The sequence below is a fragment of the Geothrix sp. PMB-07 genome, assembly GCF_030758935.1.
Lineage (GTDB): Bacteria > Acidobacteriota > Holophagae > Holophagales > Holophagaceae > Geothrix.
In genome coordinates, this window is sequence record NZ_CP132333.1 from 1,004,446 (window position 1) to 1,030,547 (window position 26,102).

The 26,102-nt window shown below is 65.3% G+C and carries 19 protein-coding genes; 11 read left to right on the forward strand and 8 right to left on the reverse strand.

The window, feature by feature from the left end; all coding sequences use genetic code 11:
• Positions 1 to 305 precede the first annotated feature (305 nt).
• Positions 306 to 5,435, forward strand: a complete 5,130-nt coding sequence (locus tag Q9293_RS04370) for a putative Ig domain-containing protein (protein ID WP_306250419.1) — start codon at positions 306 to 308, stop codon at positions 5,433 to 5,435.
• A 33-nt stretch (positions 5,436 to 5,468) separates the two neighbouring features.
• Positions 5,469 to 6,641 carry an OmpA family protein gene (locus Q9293_RS04375; RefSeq protein ID WP_306250421.1) on the forward strand — a complete coding sequence of 391 codons (1,173 nt, stop codon included), beginning with the start codon at positions 5,469 to 5,471 and terminating at the stop codon, positions 6,639 to 6,641.
• A gap of 177 nt (positions 6,642 to 6,818) precedes the next feature.
• Here Q9293_RS04375 and Q9293_RS04380 read toward each other — a convergent pair whose 3' ends face one another.
• Positions 6,819 to 7,739 carry a formyltransferase family protein gene (locus tag Q9293_RS04380; protein WP_306250423.1) on the reverse strand — a complete coding sequence of 307 codons (921 nt, stop codon included), beginning with the start codon at positions 7,737 to 7,739 and terminating at the stop codon, positions 6,819 to 6,821.
• 81 nt (positions 7,740 to 7,820) lie between these two features.
• Between Q9293_RS04380 and Q9293_RS04385 the strand changes: the two genes are divergently transcribed.
• Complete coding sequence (locus tag Q9293_RS04385) at positions 7,821 to 8,876, forward strand: tetratricopeptide repeat protein (protein WP_306250424.1); 1,056 nt, start codon at positions 7,821 to 7,823, stop codon at positions 8,874 to 8,876.
• On the opposite strand, the gene Q9293_RS04390 is transcribed toward Q9293_RS04385, so the two are convergent.
• The 5 genes from Q9293_RS04390 to Q9293_RS04410 form a co-directional block, all read right to left on the reverse strand.
• The gene (locus tag Q9293_RS04390) at positions 8,873 to 10,576 is read right to left on the reverse strand and encodes a tetratricopeptide repeat protein (RefSeq protein WP_306250426.1); all 1,704 of its coding nucleotides are present in this window, start codon (positions 10,574 to 10,576) and stop codon (positions 8,873 to 8,875) included. The two genes, Q9293_RS04385 and Q9293_RS04390, sit on opposite strands and share 4 nt — an antisense overlap.
• A gap of 66 nt (positions 10,577 to 10,642) precedes the next feature.
• The gene (locus Q9293_RS04395) at positions 10,643 to 10,846 is read right to left on the reverse strand and encodes a cold-shock protein (protein WP_306250428.1); all 204 of its coding nucleotides are present in this window, start codon (positions 10,844 to 10,846) and stop codon (positions 10,643 to 10,645) included.
• A 221-nt stretch (positions 10,847 to 11,067) separates the two neighbouring features.
• Complete coding sequence (locus tag Q9293_RS04400) at positions 11,068 to 11,748, reverse strand: calcium:proton antiporter (protein WP_306250430.1); 681 nt, start codon at positions 11,746 to 11,748, stop codon at positions 11,068 to 11,070.
• Between the two features lie 8 nt (positions 11,749 to 11,756).
• Positions 11,757 to 12,170, reverse strand: a complete 414-nt coding sequence (locus Q9293_RS04405; RefSeq protein WP_306250432.1) for a hypothetical protein — start codon at positions 12,168 to 12,170, stop codon at positions 11,757 to 11,759.
• Positions 12,171 to 12,345: 175 nt separating this feature from the next.
• Positions 12,346 to 13,491: an acyl-CoA dehydrogenase family protein gene (locus Q9293_RS04410; RefSeq protein WP_306250433.1), complete on the reverse strand. Its 1,146-nt coding sequence runs from the start codon at positions 13,489 to 13,491 to the stop codon at positions 12,346 to 12,348.
• A 154-nt stretch (positions 13,492 to 13,645) separates the two neighbouring features.
• Here Q9293_RS04410 and Q9293_RS04415 point away from each other — a divergent pair, with 154 nt between their 5' ends.
• From Q9293_RS04415 to hypD, 8 genes are all read left to right on the forward strand, one after another.
• Entirely contained in the window at positions 13,646 to 15,001 is a 1,356-nt protein-coding gene (locus tag Q9293_RS04415) for an aminotransferase class I/II-fold pyridoxal phosphate-dependent enzyme (protein WP_306250434.1), read from the forward strand.
• Between the two features lie 191 nt (positions 15,002 to 15,192).
• On the forward strand, positions 15,193 to 15,960 hold the full coding sequence (locus Q9293_RS04420) for an SDR family NAD(P)-dependent oxidoreductase (protein ID WP_306250435.1): 768 nt from the start codon (positions 15,193 to 15,195) through the stop codon (positions 15,958 to 15,960).
• Positions 15,961 to 16,110: 150 nt separating this feature from the next.
• Positions 16,111 to 17,259: a hypothetical protein gene (locus tag Q9293_RS04425; RefSeq protein WP_306250437.1), complete on the forward strand. Its 1,149-nt coding sequence runs from the start codon at positions 16,111 to 16,113 to the stop codon at positions 17,257 to 17,259.
• Between the two features lie 181 nt (positions 17,260 to 17,440).
• Entirely contained in the window at positions 17,441 to 18,823 is a 1,383-nt protein-coding gene (locus Q9293_RS04430; protein ID WP_306250439.1) for an aminopeptidase P family protein, read from the forward strand.
• A 27-nt stretch (positions 18,824 to 18,850) separates the two neighbouring features.
• Positions 18,851 to 19,543 (forward strand): GntR family transcriptional regulator, encoded by a 693-nt coding sequence (locus tag Q9293_RS04435; RefSeq protein ID WP_306250440.1) that lies wholly within the window; start codon positions 18,851 to 18,853, stop codon positions 19,541 to 19,543.
• On the forward strand, positions 19,540 to 20,823 hold the full coding sequence (locus Q9293_RS04440; protein ID WP_306250442.1) for a peptide MFS transporter: 1,284 nt from the start codon (positions 19,540 to 19,542) through the stop codon (positions 20,821 to 20,823). Before Q9293_RS04435 ends, Q9293_RS04440 begins: the two co-directional genes overlap by 4 nt.
• Positions 20,820 to 21,722, forward strand: coding sequence for a glycyl-radical enzyme activating protein (locus Q9293_RS04445; protein ID WP_306250444.1), 903 nt, complete (start codon positions 20,820 to 20,822; stop codon positions 21,720 to 21,722). Before Q9293_RS04440 ends, Q9293_RS04445 begins: the two co-directional genes overlap by 4 nt.
• Positions 21,719 to 24,085, forward strand: a complete 2,367-nt coding sequence (gene hypD / locus Q9293_RS04450) for a trans-4-hydroxy-L-proline dehydratase (protein WP_306250445.1) — start codon at positions 21,719 to 21,721, stop codon at positions 24,083 to 24,085. Before Q9293_RS04445 ends, hypD begins: the two co-directional genes overlap by 4 nt.
• A gap of 10 nt (positions 24,086 to 24,095) precedes the next feature.
• Here the strand turns inward: hypD and Q9293_RS04455 are convergent, their stop codons facing one another.
• Both Q9293_RS04455 and Q9293_RS04460 read right to left on the reverse strand, forming a co-directional pair.
• The gene (locus tag Q9293_RS04455) at positions 24,096 to 25,499 is read right to left on the reverse strand and encodes a nitrilase-related carbon-nitrogen hydrolase (RefSeq protein WP_306250447.1); all 1,404 of its coding nucleotides are present in this window, start codon (positions 25,497 to 25,499) and stop codon (positions 24,096 to 24,098) included.
• Complete coding sequence (locus Q9293_RS04460; RefSeq protein WP_306250450.1) at positions 25,496 to 26,077, reverse strand: TetR/AcrR family transcriptional regulator; 582 nt, start codon at positions 26,075 to 26,077, stop codon at positions 25,496 to 25,498. Before Q9293_RS04460 ends, Q9293_RS04455 begins: the two co-directional genes overlap by 4 nt.
• Positions 26,078 to 26,102: the final 25 nt, after the last annotated feature.

The window sequence follows — 26,102 nt, forward strand, 5'->3', positions numbered from 1 at the left end:
CGATCCGTTCTCGCTTCGTGCCCGATCAGGATATCAAACCCATGTGTCGTCTGAGGTGGGGCGCCGTTTTTCAACGATCCCCACCCGTCATCCATAACGTGTTCAGCGCGAACCGACCGGCATCAAATCGTGGAATTCCCTCCCCTTGAACCGTTATCCAAAAAGGGATCATCCACCTGGGTTTCCATGGATTGTAAGAAAGTGTAAGCAAATGCAGGACGGAGAGTTGGTCGATACCTCCAATACTCAGGAGTGGCCCGGGCCAACCCGATTTGGCCCTTGTTCGCCTGTGCCCCGGAGATTTCATGCGTCCTCAAATCTATCTGCCGCTCGCCCTGGCCCTGACCGCCCTGGCGATGGGCCCTGTCGCCTGCACCAGCTCCACCTGGTGTGTCGATTGTGATCATGCGGTGGCCATCCTCGGCTTGAACTACCAGCCATCCAACACCTATACGGTGGGAACGCCCATTGCGGTCAATCCGCCCAATCCCTTCGGCGGCACGCCGAAAACCTACGACATCGCTTCCGGCACCCTCCCGGCAGGCTTGAGTCTGGACCCAGCCACCGGCCAGATCACGGGCACACCCACGGCCACCGGCGTGTACACAGTGACCCTTCGTGGCACCAACAGTGCGAACAGCGCCACCCAGACCATCCAGATCACCGTCCTGCCTTCGGCCGCCCTCGGCTTGAGCTACGCCACGCCCCAAGTGTTCCCTGCGGCTCAGCCCATCGCGGCCCAGAACCCGGTGCTCACCCAGGCCACGCCGGGAATCCCCACCACCTATGCCGTGGTCAATGGGTGGCTTCCGGCCGGGCTGACGCTCGGGGCTGATGGCATCATCACGGGCACGCCCACCACACCGGGTGTCTATCCCCTTACGGTGACGGCGACCAACGGAACGCGCACGGCGTCGGCCTCGGTGTCATACACCGTAACGCCCGCGGGCAGCCTGGGGTTGTCCTACGTCACGCCCAAGACGTTCACTGCGGGCGCCGCCATCGCCACCCAGGCGGGCACCCTGGTCAACGCAGTCCCCGGCCTCGCTTCAACCTTCGCGATCACAGGGGGGAGCCTGCCTACCGGGCTGAGCCTGAGCAGCAGCACGGGTGAAATCACCGGCACGCCCACTGCCCCTGGCGTCTATGCCTTCACCATCGGGGCCACCCAGGGGGCTCGCAGCGCCTCGGCCTCCGCCAGTTACACCGTGCTGCCCGCAGCCTCCCTCAGCCTGGGTTATACGACGCCCCAAACCTTCGTCGTCGGCACCACCATCGCCACTCAGTTGCCCACACTGGCCAGCGATACCCCAGGTGTGTCCACCACCTACGCCCTCACCAGTGGCGCGCTCCCGGCTGGGTTGACGCTGAACGCCGATGGCACCATCACAGGCAAGCCCACCACCACGGGTGTATCCACGTTCACCGTGACGGCCACCAATGGCACCCGCACCGCCACCGCCACGCCCACTTACACAGTGATTGCACCAACACCCCAGGCGGCCTATCAGAGCGTGACCACCAACGTGAACCTGCCCCTGACGCTGACGCCTCAGAACGCAGGCGGCCCCGTCACAGCGGCCACCCTGGCCAGCGGACCGCTGCCGACCGGCATGACCCTGAATGCGAATGGCAGCCTTTCTGGAACCCCCACCACCACAGGAGCCTTCCCCTTCACGGTGCAGCTTTGCAACGGCGCCGGGTGCACGACCACTGGCACGGCCGTGATCACGGTGAACGCCAACGGGGTTCCGCCCCTGAAGGCCTCCTATCTGGATGGCAACGGCCTGGTGGCCACGCCCCTGTCGGTGCCGCCCACAGTGACCATCGGTGGGCCCATCACGGCCGCGACCTTGCAAAGTGGAACCCTTCCCGCAGGCATGACCCTCGATTCGCAGGGAAACATCGCGGGCACGCCCACGACGGCCGGCAGCTCGCTCCTGCTTGTCACCCTCGCCAATGCCGCAGGCGCCCTGGAGACGGTGCCTGTGACGATCACGATCAGCGCCAGCGCCAGCACTTTGGCCGCCACCTATCCCACCAGCTCTGGCCAGGTGGGGACGCCGCTCGCGGTGGAGCCGACTGTCACCAGCGGCGGTCCCGTGGTCTCGGCGGCTCAGCTCGGCGGAACGCTGCCTCCCGGCATGACTCTGGATAGCAGGGGCCGCATCATCGGAACACCCACCCAGGCTGGAAGCTACTCGGCCCAAATCCGGCTCTGCAACGCCAGCGGCGGATGCACCACGCAGACGGCTCAGATCGATGTGAACACAGCCGCTGCCAGCGGTCTCGTGGCCGCCTACGCGGACGCGGCGGGAACCCTGGGCAACCCCCTGGCGGTTCCGCCTTCCATCACCAGCGGCGGACCTGTGACCACGGCCACCCTGCTGAGTGGAAGCCTGCCTCCCGGGATGACCCTGAACCCGAATGGCAGCATCACGGGAACCCCGACCCAGCGCGGCACCTACAACCTGACCATCCAGCTCTGCAACGGAGCCGGTGGCTGCACGGTGCAGTCGGTCACCCTCACCGTGACGGACCCTGCTCCGGCGGTGAGTCCCCTTTCCATCACGGAAACCCTTGGTGCCACCAACACGCTGACCCCCGCCAACACGGGTGGCCCCATTACCTCCGCCAGCATCACCGCTGGAGGGCCATTGCCTTCGGGCCTCACGTTGAACGCCAACGGCACCATCAGCCAGGCGGGCACGACTCCCATCGGAACCTACGGCCCCTACACCGTGAACTACTGCAACTCGGGCGGCTGCTTGCCCTCCACGGTGACCATTGTCGTGAACCTCACGGCGCCGACGGCTTTGCACTACGCGACGCCGACCACGTACACCACCACGGTGGCCATCACCGACAACCAGCCGAACCCGACCGGGGGCACGCCCTCCACCTATGCCGTGACCGCGGGAACCCTGCCTGCGGGGCTCACCCTCAACACGTCGACGGGGGTGATTTCGGGGACGCCGACCGCCGCCACCGCCGGGGCTGTGAGTGTCACGATTCGCGGCAGCAATGGCGCGGGTGGCGTCAACCAGGTCCTCAGCATCACGGTGCTCGCCTATCCCACGGCGAACCTCTCCTCCAATCCTTCCACTGTTCCCGTGGATCAGTCATCCAGCCTCACCGTGCTCTTCACGGGCAGTGCTGATGGCAAGGCTGTGCTCACGGGGGATGGCATCGCCACGCCCCTGTCGATCACCTCCGGAACCTCCGTGCCCACGGGCGTGGTGAGTGCTGCGGGCACCACCCGGAACTACCTCCTGACCGTGACCAGTCCCCAGGGTTACGTCGCAACGTCGGCCACTTCGGTGCAGTGGGTGGCCGTCCCCTCGGATACCTGGACCGTGACGATCCCACAGGGCGGCGGCGGCCCCTTGACACCCGGCGGCGGCAGCCTGCTCAACGGGCAGATCTCCATCACGGTGCCCGACCAGGGCCAGGCCATCTGCGGGAATGTCGTCCTCACCGTCAACAAGGAAGCCTCCCTTCCAGGCGCCATCGTCGCGAGTGCCCGCGACTACTCCCACACCTTCAACATCGCTTCCAACCTGGGCTACCCCTTCCGGGTGCCCATCACGATCACCCTTGCCTACGATCCCACCCTGGCCTCTCCGAACCTGGCCAGCACGGATCTGCCCATGGCCTTCTACTGGGATCCCAGCTACAGCAAGTGGGTGTCCACCGGCGTGAAATCCGTGGACACCACCAACCACAAGGTGACCTTCACGACACTGCTGCCCGGCCGTTACGCGGTGCTGGGCATTCCTGGACTCTCGCCTGCCAACCAGTCCCTGGGCTTCACCAGCGGCGTCGATGACTGGCGCCAGAACAACCCGGCGGTCTACGATCTGCCCGGCGGCGCCAGCCTCGGCATGGGTTCCTTCGCCTCGTGGTTCCTCCCCTTCATGAAGGCGGGCAACGGCGGCACCGGGCTCTACAACCAGTTTCCCACCATCAGTGATGCCAATGCCGCGGCGCTCATCAGCCGCCTGGCCAACGGCACCATGGACAGCTGGAACGCCCTCTGGCAGCAGAGCGCCTACACCTTGACGACCAAGCAGACGGAGCTGGCCCTTCTGACCGGCCTGATGGTGACGGGACAATCCCAGATCCTGCTCATGGCCGATGGGCACCCGGCGGTGAACACAGCCCTGGCAACGGCGGTCTATGGGTTCAATAGCTCCACCAACAAGTTCAATGTCATGGATCCCAACTACCCCGGCAACGCCCTCACCATCACCTGGGACCCCACCTTGAATTCAGGTGTTGGCGACTTCACGGCCTACGATCGGGCCGCCGGGTACAGCCCCGCCCTGACGACCTATGCCTTTGAAGGCCAGACCAGTGTTCACCGCCTGGCGGACTATGACCGAGTCTTCTCCGGGGCGGCCTCCAGCTTCCCTGCGGCCACCTTTGCCAGCATCGACATTTCGAATATTGCCGGTGCTTCCAATCCCGACCTCACCCAGGATGTGGTGGTCAGCAGCAACCTGAATGTCACGGTCTCCGGCACCGTCACCAATGGCGATGAAACCGCCACCCACATCTACTGGAGCCAGAACGGCAGTGCTCCCCGGGTGGCCGTGCCGCTGACGGGCAACGCCTTCACGTTCACCATCCCGGCCCTGGCGGATCCCTATGGAACCACCATCGCCCTGGAAACCACTTCCACACCGTGCGATCCGACCTTCTCCCACTCGGGCTTCAAGAAGTTCGTACTGAAGCAGAGCGGGCTGAGCCCCTGGTTCCCCAACATGTGTTTCGAGAGCGGAAACACCACGCCGTGGATTCTTCAGCAGAGTTCCAACAGCGGCCTCGTCTATCCCACGGATGCCCCCGCGGCCCTTCAGGCCAATGCCACGCCCAGCTGGAATGCCCAGGGCGAGATCAGCAACTATGCCGTCACCGGCACCTGGTCTGCGGGCAGCGCGGACAGTGCCATTGTCACACCAGGCAACGATGCCCGGGTGTCTTCCCTTCCCATGGTGCTGGATGGCGGCTACGCCTTCCGTGTCAATGATCCTGCCAGCGGCTCCCACATCAGCCGCCTCTACCAGGACATCACGGTGCCCGCCACGGTCGCCCGGCCCAAGCTTGGTTTCTACTGGGCCGCGGTGCTGGAAGACAATGGCCATCCGGCCAGCCAACAGCCCTATGTAGAAGTGCTGGTCCAAGACTTGGACTCCATCGTCAATGGACACCCCGAGAACCTCTTCTACAAGTATTTCTATGCCAACGACACCAAGTACGTGGGCTGGGTGAAGGGCACTGGCCTCTGGTGGGGCATCCCCTGGCAGAAGGTGAACCTGAACCTGGGTTCCGGCCGCGCGGGCCATCATCTGCGGGTTCGGGTGACCGCTGCGGATTGCACCAATGGCGGACACGGCGGCGTTGCCTACATCGACAGCGCCAGCTGCAACTAGCCACCGCCCCCCATGCTGATTCCCGGAGTTTCCATGCGCATTGCCCTTCCCATGCTCCTTGTTGCCCTCTCTGCCAACCTCTCGGCTGAGTCCGACCCGTTCACCTGGGCCCAGGTTCAGCTGGCCTATCTTTCGCAGCAGAATTCCGCCTGCGTGAAGGACTCCACGGGCCTCGGCCTTGGTTTCGGCCAATGGCTGCAACCCCGCTGGGGCTGGGAAGCCACTTACGTCCACAGCCGCATTGAGCCCACCAGCCACCTCTGGAAGGCCAATGAGGATCACCTGGATGCGACCGCGCTCTTTCGTCCCTTCCTGGATACGGGCCGGTGGATTCCCTTTGTCCGCGCGGGCGCAGGGGCCTCCCGCCTGGCGAATCCGCTGTCCCTCAGCGGCACCACCACCACGCGCCTGAACCTGCTGCTGGGCGTGGGCACCCAGGTATGGTTCGGCACCCGGGGCATGGGCTCGCTGGAAGTGCGCTCCGTCACGGTGGAGAGTTCCACCCAGCGGCAGGAATTGGAGGCTCTGGTGGGCATCGGGTTCCGCTGGGGCGGAAGGTCACGGGCCACGGCACCCGTTCCGCCACCGGCCCCGGATCCGGCTCCCATCCCACCTCCCACCGCACCGGTCCCGGTGGTGGCGACAACGCCGGAACCCGCTCCGGTTCCCGCACCAGCGCCTGTTCCTGCACCGGTTCCAGCTCCAGTTCCGGAGCCGGCTCCCGTGGCCCCAGTCCTTCCGGCCAAGATCGTGCTGAGCGATGCCATCCTGCACTTCCCGAACAATGGCGATGCCCTGGGCCAGGAGGCCATCCAGGCCATCGAGGCGGTCGCCCAGCAGGTGAAGGCCTACCCCGGCGAGTACAGCCTGGTGGTGGGGGGACATACCTCAAGCCTGGGCAGCAAGGCCCACAACAAGGCCCTGTCCCTGCGCCGGGCCCAGTCGGTGGCCCGGGTGCTGATCGCCGCAGGTGTTCCTGCGGACAAGGTGTCCTCTGAGGGTTTCGGCCCAGACAAGCCGCTGGCGGACAATGCCACGCGGGAAGGCCAAAGCCGCAACCGCCGGGTGGAGATCGATGTCAAAACGGCCCAGACCGTGGAGAAGACCCACGCCGAGACGGGTGTGGTGGAGGCCCCGGCCCAGCCGAAGGCCAAGGCGATCAAGCCGACCAAGGCCTCGAAAGCTGCACCGAAGGCCAAATCCTGATCACGGGTTCTGATCGCCGACCCAGGGCACATAGGGATTTGAATTCAAAAGACAAGGAACACCACCAAGGCGCCAAGACACCAAGAAAAACCAGAGCCGCTATTCATGCAGTTCTTGGCGCCTTGGTGCCTTGGTGGTGAAGAGTCCTATTCTATTTGGATTGAACGCAGCTCGGTATTAGGCCTCGGGCCAACCCAGTTCCCGGAGGATCTGTGCCTGTTCGGTGGGCCGTTCCACGCGATGTTCGTGGGTTTTGAGCGTGTGGAGTCGAAGGGCGCCATCGGCAAAGCCGATCAGCACACCATCACGAGTCAGGCGGAACTGCCCGGGAGGGCAAGGTTCGGCGCATGGCAGGGCCCAGGCCACTTTGACGGTGCCCACTGGCGCTTCGAGGAAGGCGTTGGGCCAGGGATCAGCCACGGCGCGGATCTGGTTGAACGCTTCCGCGACGCGCATGGAGGGGTCCAGCCTGGAATCCGAGGGCTTGCGGCCTCCGAAATACGAGGAGGGGCCGAGGGTTTTCTGATCAAGGCGCGGGATGGTTCCATCCACCAGGCCGGGGATGGCATGGCGGACCAGGTCCCGTCCTGCGGTGGCGGCTTTGTGGGTGAGGCTCAGGGCCGTTTCATCCCAGGCGATGGGCAGGCGGGCCTGGGCCACGATGGCACCGTCATCGGGTTTGGGCGTCATGGCATGGAGGGTGACGCCGGTCTCCGTCTCGCCCTTCACCAGCACCCAATTGATGGGGGCTCGGCCACGGTATTTGGGCAGCAGGCTTCCGTGCAAGTTGTAGGCACCGAGCCGGGGAATGTCCAGGAACCGCGCCTGGATCATTTCGCGGAAATAGAAGCTGAAGAGGAAATCGGGCCGGAGCCCCTGGATGGAATCGAAGACCGAATTGTCATTGAACGCAGACGGGTGGTGGACGGGGATGCCGTGGGCCTCTGCCACCACCGCCGGTGGGGTGAACCATGCCTCATCTGGGGTGGGCCGATACGTATAGAGGGCGAGCACCTCCACGCCCGCTTCCAACAGCCCCTCCAGGGCTGCGGTTCCCACGCTGGAATAGGCACAGACCACGGCTTTCGGCTTGAACATGGTTTCCCTCAGAACCACAAGGATCGCATAATCCCTTGAAACCTCTGTCCGTAGACCTATGTTGTGATCGGGAGTTTACCCGTGCGCCTGCGAATGCTTGCTCTCCTCTTTGGCGCGGCCCTTCTGGTGGCAGGGGAGGATCCGTTCGAGGCACCCCCGGAACTGAGAGCCTTTGCACGGCAGCACACCATCAGCCAACAGGGGGCCCCAAGCAAGGTCGCGGCTTTGGTGAAGGCCTTTTTTGCGCCACAGGAGGAAGGGGGCCTAGGCATTATCTACGACAACGCATATACGCGAACGCCGCTCGAAGCCTGGCGGGATCGCAAGGCCAACTGCCTCACCCTCACCACGCTGTATGTGGCCGCCTGCAAATCCATTGATCTGGATGCACGCTATGGCGAATCCCTTCGGATCAGTCGCTGGCGGCGGGTGGGCACCACAGTGCGTTACGAGCGCCACATCGTTGCGGTGGTATCCGCAGGCGTCGGGCAAGAATTCATCGCGGATTTTCTGCCCGAGGTACGACGGGAGTCTCAGTTGATCGCCATTCTGGAACCGAAGCGCGTTCTGGCCCTCTTCCACAGCAACAGGGCTGTGGAGTTGTTGGCCGAGGTACGGACAGACGAAGCTTTGGCCAACGCCAAGCAATCCATCCAAGTGGATCCTTCTCTAGGCGTGGGATGGAACATCCTTGGCGTGGTCCAGCGAAGTCAGGGGTTCGAGGTGGAGGCTGAAAAGTCCTTTCTCAAGGCCCTGCAAGCCGACCCGAAAGATGGCGCCCCCTGCGGCAATCTGGAAAACCTGTTGAGGGCTCAAGGCCGCATGGCGGAAGCTCAGGTCTACCGTGACCGGGGGCTGGAGATCCGGAAGAAGGATCCCTACTTCAATGCTTTCCTTGCCGAGGAAGCGTTCCAGGATAGCCAATGGGAAGAGGCGGAGAAACGCATCAAACAGGCCATCAAGCTGATGCCCCAGGAATCGGATTTCTATCTGATTCAGGCTCGCATCAACTTGGCTCAGGGGCAGCGGAAGGAAGCCATCAAGTCACTGGAGAAGGCCCGAAAATGGGCGCTCCCGGACATGCAGGCCCGGTACGATACCAAGTTGGCGCTCCTCAAGGGTGACATCCCAGCCTAGTTGGCTTCGAGTTCTGCCAGACGGTTCTGGGCCTCCACGCTCTCTGGATGATGGAGCAGGCATTCCCGCAGGTAGCGGCGGGCGCCATCAAGGTCTTCCAGTTCTCGCCTTGCATCCGCGAGGTGGATGAGGGCTTCTTCAGCCTGGGCGTCCACCTGGAGGGCTTGCCGCCAGTGGCTCTCGGCCCGATCCCAGTCGCTGAGCTCAGCGCAGGCGTGGCCCGCATCCAGAAGGAAGCGAAGGTCGTGGGGATCCATGCGAACGGCCCGTTCCAGATCCTGGCGGGCGGGCAGGGGCTCTCCCTGGTGGGCACGGCATAGGCCGCGAAGATGCCAGTATGTTGGGCGTTCGCGGCAGGCCTCTCCGAGGCCATCCAGATAGGGCAGGAGGGCCTCCCAGGCGGTCATGCCGGCCAGGCAGTCCGCCTGCAGCAGCAGCAGATCCACGTCCTCTGGCTGTCGCTTCAGAAGCGCGAGCACCTCGGTGTAGGCGGCCTCATAGTCGCCCTCGGCCACTTGGATCTGCAGACGCAGGGGGGGATGATGATCACCCTGCAACTCGGGGGGAACTTCATCAAGCAATTCCCGGGCGAAGGCCGGGCGGTCTTCCCACCAGAACGCAAACTCCGCTCGGCGCAGGTGCCACTCCTGTCGCAAAGAGTGACCCTCCTCGCCCTCGGGGATGGTGAGCCAGGCCCGCTCCAGCGTTTGCAGGGCGTCCGCGTCACGGTGCAGTTCGAGCGCGATCTGGTAGCGCTCCATCCAGAGTCGGAAGGCAGTGGGGAGGTGCTGAAGGGCCGTTTCGATCACCCGCCAGGCGCCGTCCCGGTCGCCCAGTTGGCGGCGGGATACGGTTTCCGCCAGCCAGTGCAGGGGATGGGGCCGACAGTCTGGTGGCAGGGCCTGAACCAGGGCCAGGGCTTCGGCATGGCGGGCGTTTCGCAGCAGATGCATGGCGGCCGCACCGCGATCCCAGGGAATCCGCGGGTCGCCGTGGCGGCTCATCAGGATGGTCAGCGCGCGCTCGGCCACATCCTCTTTGCCATGCTGAAGTCCCGCGAGCATGAGGTCTTCCAGCAGAAGGGGGTCGTCCCATGAACGGGGAAGGGCCGCCTCGAAGTGGATCCAGGCCTGGTGCAGCGCGGCAGGTTCTGCCACTCGCAGCAACAGGATGCCCTGCAGGTGCCTCAGTCGACCCATCTCTGGCGCAAGCCGCATGAGGCGTTGTCCCCAGGCCAGCCGCTGGTCCCCGGGAATGCCCGGCACCTTCTGGAAGGCCCTGGAAACCAGCAGGCTTTTCCAGAGGGGAAGCCTGGCCAGCTGGGCTTCCAGGGCCACCAGCCAGGCGCGGTCCCGCTGACCCAGGGCCAGGTGGAGGGTGCTCTTCAGCAGGAGCATCTGATAACTGGTCTCGCCCCGGTTCCAGACCGGGGTTCCCAAGGCGCCGAGGATGTCGTAGGTCGGATCGCCCTGGGCCCACCGGCACTCAGCCCTGATCAACCGGGGGCGATCCACCCAACGGCTCCGGGCGGCAATGCCCAGCCAGGCTCCCAGACCCATGATGCCAAGCGTGAGGGCCAGGGCCGATGGAAAGGACAGGCCTTCTGGGAGCGCGGTCAAAAGGCCCACGCCAGTCACCGCCGCTGCGGTCATCAGCAGGATCAGGAGGATCCTGGGCACCCAGGCGCGGTGAATCAGCATGAGACGAGTATGAGCCCCTCCCTGGTCCGCGGGGAATCGCCAGGGGGCGATGACGACCGGGGCCGCTCAGGCTTTGACGACGTTGGCGGCTTGAGGCCCCTTGGGTCCCTGAACGATGTCAAAACTGACGCGCTGCTTTTCTTCCAGCGTGCGGAAGCCCTTGGCCTGCACGGCGGAATAATGGACGAAAATGTCGGCTCCGCCTTCATCGGGGGTGATGAAGCCGAAACCCTTTTCGGCGTTGAACCACTTCACAGTGCCTTCGGACATGACCTTTCTTTCCGGGGGTGCGTCCCCACGCGCCTGGAGGTTGATCGCGCGATACGCACCAGGCATGCGGATCACGGGGGCTTGCGCTCCGAGCATGTTCAGGGATCCGGGGAGGATCCGCCTCATTCGCGGCGCTCAAACTGAAAAAGATGGGGGGTGAAGGGGATTCTAGGATCCAGCCATGGGGTCTTCAAGACCCAAAATTTGGACCAGACTCCCATTCAGGGAACGATGGTGGTGAACAGATACGTGGCAAAGAGCACCAGCAGCACAGCCCCCTGCATCACCGTGGTGCGCCCCGTTCCCAGCGATTGACCCGTGACGAACAGCGAGAGCAGCAGCAGCACCGTGGATTTGGAATCGATGCCCAAGGTGAGGTGCATGCCGGTGGTGATGGACACGATGGCCACGGCGGGGATGGTGAGCCCGATGCTGGCCAGGGCCGAGCCCAGCGCCAGATTCAAACTCGTCTGCAGCCGGTTGATCCGCGCGGCCCGGAAGGCGGCCAGGCCCTCGGGAAGCAGCACCACCCCGGCGATGATGACGCCCACCAGTGACTTGGGCGCACCCGCCGCCGCCACACTGGCCTCGATGCTGGGTGCCAGCGCCTTGGCCAGAAGCACCACGGCTCCGAGGCAGGCCAGCAAGAGGCCAGCGCTCAGGAGAGCGGCACCGTTGGTGGCGGGGTGAGCGGGAAGCTCATCCCCATCATCCGAGGTGGTTGGCGTCAGGAAATACTCGCGGTGCCGCACCGACTGGACCAGCACGAATACACCATACAAACCGGCGGAGACGAGGGCCACGAAGGCCAGCTGGCTGCTGGAGTAGACGGGCCCGGGGTGGCTGGTGGTGTGGTTGGGCAGGACCAGGGTGAGGACGGCGATGGCGCCGAGGGTGGCCATAGAGGCGCTCACGCCATAGAGGCGCTCACGCCATAGAGGCCGAAGCGCTGCTCCCGGAAGCGGGCCCCGCCGACGATGAGGCAGAGCCCTACGATCCCGTTGAGGATGATCATCACGGCGGCGAAGACCGTATCGCGCGCCAGGGCCGGGGCATCGGGCCCGCCCGCCAGCATCAGGGAGACGATGAGGGCCACCTCGATGGCGGTCACGGACACGGCCAGCACCAGCGTGCCCAGGGGTTCACCCACCCGGTGAGCCACCACTTCCGCGTGGTGGACCGCGGCGAGGATGCCGCCCACCAGGCCAAGGGCCACCAGCACCCGAAATGGACCACCCCAGCCGAGCGCGGTTCCGCCCAGCAGCAGCCAGGCCATCACTGGCGCGAGGAGGGTCCACACGGGGATGGGAAGACGTTTGCTCATAAGGGTTCCGGATCGACTATGGACATCCTAATCGGCGCGGGATTGTTGCCTTGCTGGATTTTCGATTAGGCGCGTGGCCTACCTGTTGGTTTGAACGAACCAGCGGGTCCCCACTCGGAACGCGCCATTCAGGCGCGTTCGCTCGTGACCCGCTTGGTGGTCCGTTTCCTAACGATCAGTTTCCCTGCTGGATCTCTTTCGCGATCACCAGCCGCTGGATCTGGTTCGTTCCCTCATAGATCTGCAGCAGCTTGGCGTCGCGCATGCACTTCTCCACCAGGTAGTCCTTGCTGTAGCCGTTGCCACCGAGGATCTGCACGGCATCCGTGGTGACTTCCATGGCGGTGTCGGTGGCGAAGGTCTTGGCGATGGCGCTCTGACGCGAGTTCTTGATGCCATTGTCGGTCATCCAGGCGGCCTGCCAGGTGAGCAGGCGGCTGGCCTCGATCTTCTTGGACATGTCCGCCAGCATGAAGCTGATGGCCTGGTTTGCGAAGATGGGCTGGCCGAACTGGATGCGCGTCTTGGCGTATTCCAGGGCGATCTCGAAGGCGGCCCGGGCCACGCCCACGCCCCCCGCGGCCACGGCGGCGCGGGTCTGGTCCAGCGTCTTCATGGCGATGATGAAGCCCATGCCCTCCTTGCCCAGGATGTTCTCGGCGGGCACTTCGGCATCGTTGAAGTAGAGCTCCACCTGGTTGCTGGCGCGCTGGCCCATCTTGTCCATGGCCTTGCCCACCACCAGTCCGGGCGTGTCCCGTGGCACCACGATGCAGCTGGTGCCGCGGGCGCCCTTGCTGGGATCGGTGCTGCAGAACAGTGCGTACCAGTCGGCGTAGCCGCCGTTGGTGCAATAGCACTTGGTGCCGTTGATGATGTACTTGTCACCGCGTTTCTCGGCGCGGCAGCTCATGCCCCCGGCATCAGAACCGGCGTTGGGCTCGGACAGGGAGAAGGCCGCGAACTTGGGCTCTTCGGCGATCATGCCCAGCCACTTCTTCTTCTGCTCGGGACTGGCGGCGATGAGCAGCGGCGTCATGGCCAGGCCGTTGGCCATGATCGAAGTGTAAAGACCGCCACAGCCCCAGGCGAGTTCCTCGCAGACGATGGCCTCCTCGATCTGTGAGCTGCCGGGGCCGCCGCAGTCCTTGGGCACCAGCGCCTGCAGGTAGCCGAAATCAAAGGCGGCCTTGTAGACGTCTGTGGCCCACTCGCCGGTCTCGTCGTATTTGCGGGCCACGGGACGGATGATCTTCTCCGCGAAGGAATGGGCGCGTTCCTTCTCGGCCAGTTGTTCGGGAGAAAGGGCGAATCCAAGCATGCATGCCTCTTGAGGAAAAGGAGTGGGGGGTGGCTTGAAGGGGAGATGACTCCCAGTCTATCCACCGCACCGCGGGAAAGCTCTCTTGACACAAAGTAGGATGGGGCCGGTTCGCAGGTGATCCCGGGGTAAAGTTATGCCTTGGAGCGACCCCATGACCATTCGATTGACCGATCTTGGAAAAGCCGTTCTTGAGACCGAGTACGCGGTCCGGGGACCCATCGTGGCGCGCGCTGCGGAGCTGGAGAAGCAGGGGCGCGAGATCATCTACTGCAACATCGGCAACCCCCAGTCCCTGGGGCAGAAGGCGCTGACCTGGAACCGGCAGATCCTGTCGCTTTGCGAGTACCCCGCACTCATGGATCTGGCGCCCGGCGTCTTCCCTTCCGATGTGGTGGAAACCGCCAAGGCCATCCTTGGCGGCTCGAAGCACGGCCTGGGCGCCTACAGCGAAAGCCGCGGCGTGCGCTTCATCCGCGAGGCCGTGGCCGAGTTCATCCTGGAGCGCGACCACATCGGCGTCGACCCTGATGCCATCTTCCTCACGGATGGCGCCAGCAAGGGCGTGCAGACCATCCTGCGCCTGCTCATTGGCAAGCCCACCGACGGCATCATGGTGCCCATCCCCCAGTACCCGCTCTACTCGGCCACCATCACGCTCTACGAAGGGCGCATGGTGCCCTACTACCTGGACGAGGCCAACGGCTGGAAACTGAGCCGGGTCATGCTCGAATCTTCGCTGGCCAAGGCCAAGGCCGAGGGCACCGATGTGAAGGCCATCTGCGTCATCAATCCGGGCAACCCCACGGGTGCGGTGCTGGACGAAGCCAACATCGCCATGATCATCGACTTTGCCAAGGCCCATGGGCTCTCCATCCTGGCGGACGAGGTCTACCAGGAGAACATCTACCTGCCGGGGGATGAATTCGTCTCCTTCGCCAAGGTGCTGCATCAGGCCGATGCCAAGGATGTGTCCCTCTTCAGCTTCCACTCCTGCTCCAAGGGCTTCCTGGGCGAGTGCGGTGTGCGGGGCGGCTACTTCGAGTACCGCAACGTGCCCGAGGATGTGGCGGCGCAGATCCTCAAGCTGCAGAGCGTGAGCCTTTGCGCCAACCTCGCGGGCCAGGCGGCCACCTACGCCATGGTGCGCCCGCCCAAGCCGGGCATGCCCTCCTACGCGCAGTATGCCGCGGAGAAGAAGGGCATTCTCGACACCCTCAAGCAGCGCGCCATCCTGCTGGCCGAAGGGCTCAACAAGGTCGAAGGCATCACCTGCAATGTGATCGCCGGCGCCATGTATGCCTTTCCCTGCGTGACGCTGCCCGCAGGCCGCACGGATTTCGAATACGCCATGGCCCTGCTGGAGCAGACGGGCATCTGCGTGGTGCCGGGTTCGGGCTTCGGCCAGGCTGAAGGCACCGCCCACTTCCGCACCACCATCCTGCCCCCCACCGAAAAGATCCAGAAGGTGGTGGAAGCTCTCGGCGCCTTTCACCGGAACTTCCGGTAGGGCCGCCTCGAAAAAGCACGGATCCAGAGATTGCACCGATTCCCACAGATTGAATCGAGGCAGACTGGTCATCTGCACCTGATGTCCTGTCGCACTCCTGGGCTTTCCTGGACAGAATCTGTGGCATCTGTGAAATCTGTGGATGAATCAGCTGTTCCCCATGGTCCGAATGGTCCGAATCAGGAGTAAACATGCGCCCCGAGCATCCCATTGTCCTCATCACTGGTGCATCCAGCGGCTTCGGCGAAGCCATGGCCCGTCTGCTGGCGGCGAATGGTTGCCACCTGGCGTTGGGAGCCCGGCGCGTGGAGCGGGTGCAGGCCTTGGCGGATGAGCTGGTGAAGGCCCATGGCATCAAGGCCTTCGCGGGTGCCGTGGACACGCGTGAGACCGCCAGCGTGAACGCCTTTGTGGAGGCTGCTGCGACAAGCTTGGGCGGGCTGCATGTCCTGGTGGCCAACGCGGGCCTGGCCAGCGGCACCTTCAAACTGTGGGAAACGCCGGACGAGGATCTGGAAGCGATGATGCGCACCAACGTGGAAGGGGTGGTGAAGACCATCCGCGCGGGCCTGCCCCATGTGCGCAAGGCGGGCTGGGGCCATGTGTTCTTCATCGGTTCTACGGCCGGTCACCAACCCTACGAGGGTGGCAGTGTCTACTGCGCTTCAAAGTTCGGCGTGAAGGCCATGGCCCAGACGCTCCGCCTGGAAGTGAATGGCGAGCAGATCCGCGTCACGTCCGTGGATCCCGGCATGGCCGAGACCGAGTTCTCCAACGTGCGCATGAAGGATGATGCCAAGGCCAAGGCCGTCTACCAGGGCGTGAAGCCCCTCTCGGCCTTCGACGTGGCCGAGTGTGTGCGCTGGTGCCTCATGCTTCCCGATCACGTGAACATCGATGAGATCCTGGTGAAGTGCGTGGACCAGGCCAGCGTGCACAAAGTTCACAGGCGCGCCTGAACCTGTCGACGAGACTCGAACTCGAAATGGCAACTGCCTATGAGTGAATGGGTTGCAGCGTCTCAAAAGATCGCTTTAGTCCGTTGACTCAGAGCACGACAAGGACTGGAACCATCCGGGCACGTGTCTGGACCATCCAGGAGCTCCGCCATGTCGAGCCGTTCTGTCCTTCTGAGTGTCTCCTGCTTGGCCCTGCTCCTCGTGGCTTGTGGCGGCGGTGGGTCCACCGTGAGCACCACGCCTGCGGCTCCGCCTCCCGTGGCCACGCCCACCGTGAACGCCTACAGCGGCACGGCCAGCGTGGGCGACTTTCTCCAAATCACCCTGGATGCCACGGCCCACACCATCCAGTACAAGAACCTCTCCAATGGCGACAGCGGCACGGTTTCCTACGCCACCAATGCCGATGGCACCTATGCCATCACCGATCCCACGGGGAATCTCCAGACCGCCTATGAAGTGCCCGGATACGCCCTGATCATCAAGGCCAACAAGACGGGGGCGGATCATGCCACCCCATCGCTCATCACCGCCATTCAGACCCAGCCCATCACCCGTGTCTCCATCAGCAACCGCAGCTACAACTACATGCAGTTCCGCACCAATTCCGGTGGTGTGGAAGTGGGTTCCCTGAAGATCAACAGCTCGGGCGATGTGGCCATCGAAAGCTTCTGGCCCTACGGTGAACAGAGCGGCAGCGGTGCCTTCCATACCGGCAGTCCCGTGACCGGCAGCGCCATCCTGACGGATCCGAGCGGCTCCTTCCTCAAGGTCCCTGACGACGGCGGGAAGTTCGACTACATCTTCGGAACCACGGGTGGCTTCTTCGCTGTGGATACGCCCAACGGCGGCATCGTCTCTCTCAACAAGGCGGCCACCAAGGATTTCCTGGCGAGCTACGCAGGCAGCTACAAGTCCATCGCCTACCGCAAAGTGGGCGCCCACACGGGCATGGGCAACGTGGAAACCTCCACCACGCCGGGCTGGCTGTGGAGCGCCACCATCGATATCAGCGCCACGGGCCTTGTGCAGATCAGCGATGGCAGCGCCCCCTTCATCACCGCACAGCTGATTCCCCTGGCGGACGCAGCCTACCTGCAAGGAGCGGGGAAGCTGGCAGATCCCTGCAACGGGCTCTTCACCCTGCGCTACACCACCACGGCCAATGGAATCACTTACCAGCGGGATGTCTTCGTGACCTTCCTGGATCACTCGCTGCTCTTTTCTTCTTTCAAGACAGCCCTGCCCATGAACGGCGGCAATGACTACGAATACTGCTATGGCGTGGGCCTGAAGTAGGACCATTCACCCGGCCGAAGCGCCAGCGCGGTCCGCGACGTTTCGGCCGGGTGTTGATTTCCCTCTGCTGGTTCCCCCCCCCCCCCCTTGCTCCTGCCTGTTTACTTGGAGATCATTTTTTTGGGGCCGAAATCTTCAAGCTGATATATTAGATATCAATACCTGCTCTGTGAGGTTCCTGATGCCCAGCGCCCATCCCACCTCCGAACGACGGAACCGGCTGCAGGCACGCATGGAGCGGGGCCTCCTGCTCCTGCTGGGCAACGACGAAAGCCCCATGAACTATGGGGACAACGCCTATCCCTTCCGGCAGGACAGCACCTTTCTCTACTTCGCGGGCATCGCCCGCGCCGGCTGCGCGCTGGTGCTGGATCTGGATGAGGGGCGGACGATCCTCTTCGGCGAGGATGCCACCATCGACGACCTCGTCTGGACCGGCCCTCAGCCCACCCTGAAGGAGCAGGCGGAGGGCGCTGGCATCTCCGAGACGGCGGGACTCCGAGCCCTGGGTGAGTATCTGGGCCGGGCGCGGCAGGCCGGACGGCCCATCCACTTCCTGCCGCCCTACCGCGCCGAGCACCGGTTGCAGCTGCAGGGGCTGCTGGGGCTGGCGCCGGTCGCGCAGAGCGCTGCGGTGTCCATCCCCTTCATCCAGGCCGTGGCCGAGCTGCGCATCCGGAAGTCGGCGGACGAGGTGGCCGAGATCGAGCGCGCGGTGGACCTCTCCGTGGACATGCACCTGGCGGCCATGCAAATGGCCCGCCCCGGCCTGAAGGAAGCCAATATCGCGGCCCGCGTCACCGAGCTCGCGCAGGCAGCGGGCTGCGGCCTATCCTATCCGGTCATCGCCACGATCCATGGCGAGGTGCTGCACAACCACCACTACCATCACGCCCTGGAAGCGGGCCAGCTCTTCCTCCTGGATGCGGGTGCGGAAACGCCGGGCGGCTATGCCGGAGACCTCACCAGCACGTTCCCGGTTTCGCCCCGCTTCACCACCCGCCAACGTGAGCTCTATGACTTGGTGCTGAAGGCGTTTCTCGCGGCCGTGGATGCCCTGCGGCCCGGCGTGAATTTCCGCGACGTCCACCTGCTGGCCTGCCGCACCCTGACCGCGGGCCTGAAGGATCTGGGCCTCATGAAAGGCGATGTGGATGCGGCGGTGGCCGCGGGCGCCCACGCCCTCTTCTTCCCCTGCGGGCTGGGCCACCTCATGGGCCTGGATGTACATGACATGGAGAACCTGGGCGAGGTCTGGGTGGGCTACGAGGGCCGCCCCAAGAGCACCCAGTTCGGGCTGAAATCCCTGCGCCTGGGCCGCGAACTGCAGGAAGGTTTCGTGCTCACCGTCGAGCCTGGGCTCTACTTCATGCCCGGCCTGATGGACCGGTGGCGCAGCGAAGGCCGCTGCCTCGAGTTCATCAACTTCGACGCACTCGAGGGTTGCCGCGACCTCGGTGGCCTGCGCATCGAGGAGGATTTCCTCATCACCGCCCAAGGCAGCCGCCGCCTGGGCAAGTCGAAGCCCCGCACCGCCGACGACGTGGAAGTCCTGCGCACCTGAGCCCCACCCAGCCCCGGAGAAGCCGGCATGGTCCCCAGCAAGATCACCACCAAGCCCATCGTTGTGAAGTCCCTGCGGGAGCAGGTCTACGAATACCTGAAGGCGGAGCTGAAGCGGGGCGCTCTCGATACGGGTGCCTTCCTGGATCTGAACAAGCTGGCCAGGGAGCTGGGCGTGAGCCGCACCCCCCTGCGGGACGCGCTGATCCAGCTGGAGGTGGAGGAATTCGTCACCATCGCGCCGCGCCGGGGTGTTGCCGTGCGCAGCCTGGATCCGAAGGACATCCAGGAGATCTACCAGCTGGTGGGGGCTCTGGAGGGCGCAGCCCTGCTGGCGGTGGCACCCTCCATCACCGATGCCGACCTCGCGCACCTGCGGGAGCTGGACCAGCGCTCCCAGCGCGCCATCGACGCGGGCGACAAGGATGGTTTCTACGAGACCAACTACGCGTTCCATGATTTCTTCCTCGACCGCCTGGGCAACCAGCGGATCACAGCCCTGGTGCACGCGAAAAAGCAGCAGCTCTATGACTGGAACCGCAAGTTCGAGCGGTTGCATGTGAGCTGGGAGAACAGTGGCGTCCATGAGCACGAGGAAGTGCTCCGTCTGCTGGAAGCCGGAGAAGCCGCCGCCGCCGCCGCCTACCTGCGCGATGTGCACTGGGGCTTCAACGTGCAGGAAGCCTTCGTCCAGCAGGTCTACTTCACGGAGCAGGGATGAGCGGCACAGAGCGACACCCCGCAGGGCTCCGCACCCTCTTCCTCACCGAGATGTGGGAGCGCCTGGGCTTCTACATCCTCATGGCCATCCTGACGCTCTACATGGACCAGGAGCTGGGCTGGAGCGACACCACCAAGGGATCGATCTACGGCGCCTTCCTGGGCCTCTCCTACTTCTCACCCTTGGCAGGTGGATGGCTGGGCGACCGCATCCTGGGGCGCGTGGGCACCGTGCGCACCGGCGCCGTGCTGATGACGCTGGGCTATGCCAGTCTGGGCTGCTCCTCGCGCACAGCCATCGCGCCCTTCTTCGTGGGGCTGGTGCTGGTGGGGGTGGGCGCGGGCATCCTCAAGGCGAACCTCTCGGTCCTGGTGGGCGGGCTCTACGAAGAGCAGCCCCACCTGCGCGACGCGGGCTACAACATCTACTACATGGGCATCAACATCGGCGCGGCGGTGGCGCCCCTGGTGGCCACGGCCATGGCGGTGCGCTTCGGCAGCTACCGCATCTCCTTCTGGATCGCCTCCGTCGGGATGATCCTGGCCCAGGTCTTCTTCCTCCAGGGTCGGCGGCACTTCCCGGAGGGCGCTGCCACCGCCGCACAGGCTGGAACAGCCGAGCCCGAGATGCCGCGGGCGGAGTCCCGCCGCCGCCTGCTGGCGCTGGGCGGGCTCTTCCTGGTGGCCATGTTCTTCTGGACGGCCTTCTACCAGAACGGCTTTGCGATGACGCTCTTCGCGCAGCGCTCCACTCGCGCCTACCGCTGGCTGCGCCCAGAGACCTACCAGTTCTTCCAGCCCGCCTTCATCCTGGTGGCCACGCCGCCCCTGCTGGCCCTGTTCGCCTGGCTGAAGCGCCGGGACCGTGAGCCCTCCACGCCCGGCAAGATCCTCTCCGGCATGCTCATCATGGGCGGCTCCATGCTCGTGATGGCCCTGGCCAGCCGTCTCGGCGGCAACCTGGATCAGCCCCTCATGTCACCGGGCTGGCTCATCGGCGCCTACGGCATCATCACCCTGGCCGAGGTGCTCATCTCGCCCATGGGCCTCTCCTTCGTGTCGAAGGTGGCGCCGCCGCGCTACCGCGGCCTCATGATGGGCGGCTGGTTCGCGGCCACGGCGCTGGGTTCGTACGGATCGGGCTTCCTGGGCCGCAGCTACGGGCGCTTCCCCCACGACCACTATTACCTGCTGCTGGCGGGCCTGCTGGGCTTCTCGGCCTTCCTAACGGTGCTGATGTTCAAGCGGCTGCGCAGCTTCGACGGGACGGAGGCGCCATGAGTGCAGGCGCCGTCCCGGTGCCCGCGGAGAAGGGCCGGATCTTCAACCTCCAGCGCTATTCGCTCCAGGATGGGCCAGGCCTCCGCACCACGGTGTTCCTGAAGGGCTGCCCGCTGGCCTGCGCCTGGTGCCACAACCCTGAGAGCCAATCGCCAGCGCCGAAGCTCATCACGCAGGAGAGCCGCTGCATTGCCTGCGGCACCTGCCTGGACGCGCTGAGGCCCGGCGAGCTGCCTGAGGACCGGCCAGAGCAGTGCGTGGATCTCTGCCCCACGGGCGCCCGCCAGCTGCTGGGCCGTGAGGTGACGGTGGACGAGCTGATGGAGGAGCTGCTAAGGGATCGCCTCTTCTTCGACCAGTCCGGCGGCGGCGTCACGCTGTCCGGCGGTGAGCCGCTGATGCAGCCGGGCTTCGTGCTGAGCACCCTCGAGGCGCTGCGTCAGCGCGGCGTCCACACCGCGCTCGATACGTGCGGCCTGGGACGGCGGGAAGACCTGCTGGCCGCCGCTGCGCTGGCCGATGTGGTGCTCTTCGACCTCAAGCACATGGATGACGCCCAGCACCGCCACTGGACCGGTGCCGGGAACGCCGCCATCCTCGCCAACCTCGAAGCGTTGAGTCAGGTCCACGGTGGCATTTGGATTCGCGTGCCGGTGATCCCGGGGGTCAATGACGACCTCGCCAACCTGGAGGCCACGGCCCGCTTCGTGGCGGGGCTTCCGGGTGTGCGGCGCCTGGACCTGCTGCCCTATCACAGCACGGGCGCGGCCAAGTTCCGCCGCCTGGGCATGGACTACACCCTGGAACAGGTCGAGCCGCCCACGCCGGAGCGCATGGCTGGTCTTGCGGCACTGTTCCAGGCCCACGGCATCACCGCCACCCTTGGAGGCAACCCATGAACGAACGCACCGCACGGCTCCGCCAGGAAAGCCTCGACGCCGTTCCCTCCCTCAGCTCCGAGCGAGCTGAGCTGATCACCGCCTTCTACCGGCAAAACCTGGGGAAATACGCCATTCCCGTGATGCGGGCGCGGGCCTTCCACCACATCTGCCGCTTCAAGACCGTGTGGATCGGCGCGGGCGAGCTCATCGTGGGCGAGCGCGGACCCCGCCCCAAGGCCGTGCCCACCTATCCTGAGCTCACCTGCCACACGGCGGAGGATCTGCGCATCCTCGACACGCGCCCCATGACCCGCTACCGCGTGGCGCCGGAGATGATCGAGGTCTACGAGCAGGAGATCATCCCCTACTGGCAGGGACGGAGCCTGCGGGACCAGCTCTTCGAGGCGCTGCCCGCGGAGTGGCACGCGGCCTACGAGGCGGGAGCCTTCACCGAATTCATGGAACAGCGGGCGCCCGGCCACACGGTGCTGGACGACAAGATCTACGGCAAGGGCCTGCGCGATTTCCAGGCGGACATCGCCTGCTCGCTGGCGCTGCTGGATTTCGAGAAGGACCCGGAAGCCCAGGACAAGCGGGCCCAGCTGGAGGCCATGGCCATCTCCTGCGATGCCTTGATCCTCCTCGCAGAGCGCCATGCCGACGAGGCCGAACACCTGGCCGCGCAGGAGGCCGACCCCCTTCGCGCCGGGGAACTGCGGCGCATCGCCCAGGTCTGCCGCCGCGTGCCGGCCCAGGCGCCCCGAGACTTCCAGGAGGCCCTGCAGTACTACTGGTTCTGTCACCAGGGTGTGATCACCGAGCTGAACGGCTGGGATGCCTTCAGCCCCGGCCACCTGGACCAGCACCTCTGGCCCTTCTACCAGCAGGGGCTCCGCGAGGGCAGCCTCACGAAGGAGGCGGCGCGGGAGCTGCTGGAGTGCTTCTTCGTGAAGTTCAACAACCACACCTCGCCCTCCAAGGTCGGCGTGACCGCTGCCGAGAGCGGTACCTACACGGACTTCGCCAACCTCAACCTGGGCGGCCTCCGCCCCGACGGCAGCGACGGCAGCAACGAGCTGACGGACCTGCTGCTGGACATCATCGACGAGATGCACCTGCTGCAGCCCAGCAGCAACATGCAGGTCTCGCGCAAGACGCCGGATGCCACCCTCAAGCACGCCCTGCGGGTGATCCGCAACGGCTATGGTTTCCCCTCGCTCTTCAACGCCGATGCCGTGGTGGAGGAGCAGCTGCGCCAGGGCAAGACCCTGGAGGATGCCCGCGCCGGGGGCTGCTCAGGCTGCGTGGAGGTGGGCGCCTTCGGCAAGGAGGCCTACATCCTCACGGGCTACTTCAACCTCTCCAAGATGCTGGAGCTAGCCCTGCACAACGGCTTCGATCCCCGCCTGGGCCGCCAGCTGGGCCCGCAGACGGGCGAGGCCACGACCTTCCAGAGCTTCGAGGACCTGCTTCGGGCCTTCGAAACACAGACCCGCCACTTCCTCGACATCAAGATCCGCGGCAACCAGATCATCGAGCGGCTCTACGCCACCCGCATGCCCGCGCCCTTCCTCTCGGTGCTCACGGATGACTGCATCAAGGCGGGCAAGGACTACAACGCGGGCGGCGCCCGCTACAACAACACCTTCATCCAGGCCGTGGGCATCGGCAGCGTCACGGATAGTCTGGCGGCCCTCCAGCAGGTGGTCTTCGAGCGGGGCGACCTGGCTCTGCCGCAGCTGGTGGCGGTTCTGGATCGCGACTTCTCCGGCGACGAGGTGCTGCGTCAGCGCCTGCTGAACAAGACGCCCAAGTACGGCAACGATGACGATGCTGCGGATGAGGTGATGGTCCGCGTCTTCCGCTTCCTCTTCCAGGCCATCGACGGTCGACCCAACGGCAAGGGTGGCGCCTACCGGCTGGAGATGCTGCCCACCACCTGCCACGTCTATTTCGGCCAGGTGTGCCAGGCCTCGGCGGATGGCCGCCGCGCCGGTGAGCCGCTCTCCGAGGGCATTTCGCCCGTGCAGGGCGCCGATCGTCAGGGCCCCACGGCCGTGCTGCGCTCCGCGGCGAAGATGGACCACGTGAAGACCGGCGGCACCCTGCTCAACATGAAGTTCACGCCGGGCCTGCTGGAAGGCGAGGGCGGCATCGACCGCCTGCACCACCTGGTGCGCAGCTACTTCAAGATGGACGGCCACCACATCCAGTTCAACGTGGTCACCGCCGCCAAGCTGCGGGAGGCCCAGGCCGATCCCGAGGCGCACCGGGGCCTCATCGTGCGGGTGGCAGGCTACTCCGACTACTTCTGCGATCTGTCCTTGGCCCTGCAGGAGGAGATCATCCGCCGCACTGAACACGAGGCCTTCTCGCAGTGAGGAGGCTGCCCTAGGTGGCGGACTCACCGGGCCCGCGGACCCAGGAGGCCGCGGCGAGCAGCAGCAGGACTCCGGACACCACGCAGATCCACTCCCCCCAGCGCGCATAGGGCGTGGTTCCAGGGCCCAGTGGAAGCACCGCCATCAGAGTGGCTTTGCCTCCATCCGTGCTGGCTGAACCCAGTGAACGGCCGAACGCATCCCAGGCGTCGAGCCGGCCCTCCTGGGCGCAGCGGGCCAACGCAAAGCCGCCTTCCACCGCCCGGAAGCGGGCCATCTGAGCATGGATGGCTTCGGTGCCTGCGAAATCCCAGGCTGGGGCGAGCACCAGACGGGCGTCGGCGCGGCTCAGGCTCCGCGAGGTGTCGGTGAAGTCGAAATCCTTGCAGATGGCCAGCCCGAGGCGGGTGTCCGCAGCTGGCCAGGTAAGTGGTCCAGGCCCCACGGCGTACCCCGCCTCCCAGCCAGGGACCAGGTGGCGCTTGAGAAGGGAGGCGCGGGGCTGTCCCCCGGCGTAGACCCGCGCCACATTCAACTTCAGCGGTCGCCCCATGCCGTTGAGCCCCGCGATGAGAATGGCCTTCGGCGCAGCGGCGGCCAGGCGGCGGTCCACCTCGGCTTCAAAGCTGGGCGTCATGCTCATGGCCTTTTCGGGCAGAACGATGATCTGGGCGCCTCGGGCCGCCAGGGCAGTGGCTTCTGTGGCGAAGCCCGCCACGATGGGGAGGACCCGGTCCGCCTCCTCGTGTCCGATGTCGGCCACGACACGGTCGTCGGCCATAAGGCCCACGCTGAGGCTGGGTGTGATGTTTGTCGTTTGGATACGGAGGAGACCCCCCGTGAGGAGCCACGCGAAAAGGCCCAGGGCAACCCCGCCGTTTCGTCGGGCCTCGGGGCCGGGATGGAGCCGCCATGAGGCCAGAGCGGCGGGCAGGGCGGCCATGGCAAAGAACAGGAGGAAGGGACCACCCCAAGCGAGGGCCTGCAGCAACGGGGTCCAGGTTTGCGTGTAGACGAGCAGGCCCCAGGTGCCGTGAGGGCTGAAGGTGGTGATCAGGGCTGTGAGCAGGGTGAAGCTGGCCGCGAACACCCAGGGGGCCCAGGCTTGGCGGCGTTGTCGGCAGAGCGCGTAAAGGAAGACAGCGAGGGCGAAAGGCAGGGCCATGGCGAGGTGGGCCAGGGCGAAGATGGGCAGGGGGATGACGCTGTGCTCCAGAGGCCACCAGGCGAGGGCACCGAGGCACCAGGCGCCGAAAGCCCAGCCCGCCTCTCGGAAGGGTCCGCCGGTGGGCGCGGCCAGCAGCGCGGGCAAGGGCCAAAGCCAGCCCGCCACCCAGCCGACCGGGCCGTGCCAGGCATAGGCGTAGAGGAGGGCCGAAGCCAGCATGAGCGCGAGGGGGCGGAGGGATCTCATGGGCGCTCCTGCGCAAGGCCGCGCAGAATGTGGTCCAAGTGGCGGTGGAAGCGGCGCTTTAGCTGGGTGGGGGAATCCGAAAGGCGATCCCGAAGGTGGAAGGCAATGAGTCCGTGGAGTTGGGTCCACAGCAGGAAGGTCACTTCCCTTGGATCGTCCGGGCGGAACAAGCCCGAGTCCATGCAGGCCTGCACATCGCCGACGAAGAGGGGGAAGGTGGGCGAGGCGCCGTCGCTGAAATCACGGGGATAACGGCGCACAGGCAGGCCCGGCGTCAGGAACATCAGATCAAAGAGACGGGGATGGGCCAGGGAGTAAGCGAGGGTGCGATCCCAGCGCTCCTTCAGCCGGGCCAGGGGATCGGTGCCCCGAAGGGGACGGAGCAGCACCCGCTTCAGCCTTTCGAAGCCGTATTCGACCATGGCTGCCACCAGGGCTTCCTTGCTGGTGTGGTGGCGGTAGAGGCCCATGGGGCTCAATCCCACCTGCTCCGCCAGACGGCGCATGGAGAGAGCCTCCAGGCCCTCCTCCGCATGGAGGGCGAGGGCGGCGTCGAGGATGTCGGATTTTCGAGTCACGCGTACACTGTACGCGTCCCCCGGA